The organism is Micromonospora sp. ATA51 (assembly GCF_016802855.1).
GTDB lineage: Bacteria > Actinomycetota > Actinomycetes > Mycobacteriales > Micromonosporaceae > Micromonospora > Micromonospora sicca.
The window spans coordinates 1-2,524 of sequence record NZ_JAEVHJ010000547.1 but is presented as its reverse complement, the minus strand read 5'-3'; the positions used below and the strand labels follow the sequence as shown (position 1 = coordinate 2,524).

At 73.5% G+C, this 2,524-nt stretch carries 1 protein-coding gene; it reads right to left on the bottom strand.

The features are described 5' to 3' along the window. On the bottom strand, positions 1–2,222 hold a 2,222-nt coding region (locus JNW87_RS37475; RefSeq protein ID WP_238455354.1), incomplete at its 3' end, for a DUF6603 domain-containing protein. Positions 2,223–2,524 lie beyond the last annotated feature (302 nt).

Here is a 2,524-nt window from a genome sequence, read left to right as displayed (position 1 = left end):
CCGGCCGCCAGCCGGACGAACCCGGGGGTGGTGAGCTGCTCCTCCGGCGACAGATCCCGGAACTGACCGGGCGCGAAGTCGTCCTCGACGACGTCGCCGCCGGCCAGCAGGCTTCGCTGTGCCGGCAGCGGTCGTCCGGCGGCGTCCGGGTCGTCGATGACGATCCGGTCGTACGCCGAGTCGTCGGCCAGGCCGGCGAAGGTGGTCAGGTCGGCCGCGGGCAGCGTGGTGTCCGCGGGCAGCGCGACCGTCCGCCCGGCCGCCAGCCGGACGAACCCGGGGGTGGTGAGCTGCTCCTCCGGCGACAGATCCCGGAACTGACCGGGCGCGAAGTCGTCCTCGACGACGTCGCCGAGCCGGCCGGCCAGCTTCTCGTCGCCCGCCCCGACGTCCACGGTGGTCAGCGTGAACCGGTTCGGCCCGCTGATCCGGGAGGTGCCCATCCGGGACAGGTCGGTGTCCAGCGGCAGCACGTTCTCCCGGACCGTCAGCAGCGCCCCGGGCTGCAGCAGCACCGGTCCGGCCCAGCCGGCCAGGTCCCGCAGCGTCACCGGCTCGCCGGCGGTGAGCGCCGGGCGGACCTCCCAGGCGTCCGGGGTGGACAGCGCCGCGCGCAGCGCCTCGCCGGCGTCGACGTACGTCGGCTCGTCCTCGGCGGCGGTCTTCCCGTCGGTCCAGGAGAACTTCGCCGACACCTCCCAGAACAGGAACTTGATCCGGGCCTCGCCCCAGGCCCGCCAGGGCCCGGGCCCGCTCACCCCGACGATCAGATTGATCGCCAGCAGCTCCTTGTCCTTGTACTTCAGCGACACCGTCGCGCCGATCTCGGCGGTGAACCAGAACGGCTTGAACTGGAACATCACGTCCAGCCAGGCCCGGCCGTCGATGACGAACCCGCCGCCCTCGAAGTGCAGCTTCAGCTCCGCCCCGAACTGCGCGGTGTTGCTGGTGACGGCGAGGTACGCCGTGAGGCCGAGGCCCTTGCCGGACTTCTGCAGCGCGATGGCGAACCGCTTGACGGGCGGGAACCCGGGCGGTGCCGGGTAACGGGGGTGGAAGCCGCCGATCGAGACGGCGAAGGTGCGGCCCTCGCCCCACCGGGCGCGCAGCGCCATCTCGCCGGAGACCGGGCGACCGAACAGCTTGGAGTCGATCAGCGCGGCGTCGACGCTGATCTCCCGGCGGGCGAAGTCCACGACCCCCGCCGAGTCGAGCCGGAACTTCCCGGCCTCCTTGAAGTCGATGACCAGCTTGCCCAGCAGCAGGATGCGCACCGGGTCGGGGAACTCCACCAGCACCGCGAGGTCGGCGACGACCTGCCCGCCGAGGAAGTTCAGCCGCACCATCGCCCCGAGGACGGTGCCGGTGGTGTCCACCGGGAAGATCCGGCTGAGGGTGGCGATCACGGCGGGCGCGTTGCCGACCGGGTCCTGCGGGAAGAGCAGGGCGTCCAGGGTGCCGGCGCGGGCGGCGTTGCGCACCTCCTCCGGGTTGGTCCGCCGGTTCCAGCCGACGACCAGTCCGAGCCCGGTGATGGAGATGCCCCAGAAGAGCATCAGCCCGGGGAACCACTCGTACGTGCCGGCCAGCAGCAGGGAGAAGGTGTGCGTGCCGTCGGCCTCGGCGAGCCGGCTGCCGTCCGGGTTGCGGATGTTGAGGATGGCGGTGGCCTGGAGCCGGAACCCCTTCATCGGGGCCAGCGGCGTGGTGGAGGTCATGCCGAGCTGGAGCACGCCGGCGTACATGCCGCGGGGCTCGTCGACGAAGAGGTAGCCACCGCCGGAGACGATGCCGTTGTCCATCCGCAGCCCGACCCCGTCCGGGCCCTTGAACTTCGGTCGCAGGTCGGCCGCGCCGAGGTTGCCGGCGCTGGCCTGCGCGCCGGATCCGGCCGGCAGGGCCGGCGGGAAGGTCAGGTCGGCGCTGACGCCGATGTTCTCCACCACGGCGTGCAGCGGACCCAGCGTGGCGTGGACGGTGGTGCTGATCACCAGGCTGAGCGCCCGGGTGCTGGTGGACGCCGTCAGCGCGATCCGCAGCCCCTGCACGCCGAGGCCGTGCCAGGACAGGTGCACCGGGTACTCGGCGGCCAGCGCCGCCGCGCCCGACAGGTGCAGGCCACCCCGCATCGACCAGGCCAGGCCGAGGTCGAGGCCGATCCGCAGCCCGTCGGCGGGCAGCAGCTTGCCGAGCAGCCCGTCGCCGTCGCCGGGGCGGACCACCAGCTCGGCCCGGCCGGCCTGGACGTCAGCTCCACGTCGTCGCGGCCGGCGCCCAGGCTGGCCTTCCCGCCGAGGACGAGCTGCCCGATGGCGAGGTGGGTGCCGTTCGGGGAGCCGAAGATCCAGCCCGGCTGACCGGCCGGGGCGATCCGGGCGACCTCCGCCGCCCACGTCACCACCGCCGCGTCGCCGCTGAACGTCACGCCCGCGCTGTTGACCGCGATGGCCGGCCCGGCGCCGCTGAGGTCGGTGGCGACGTCCACGCCCCGATCGAGCCCTCCAGGTGGGCCTGGCCGGTGGGC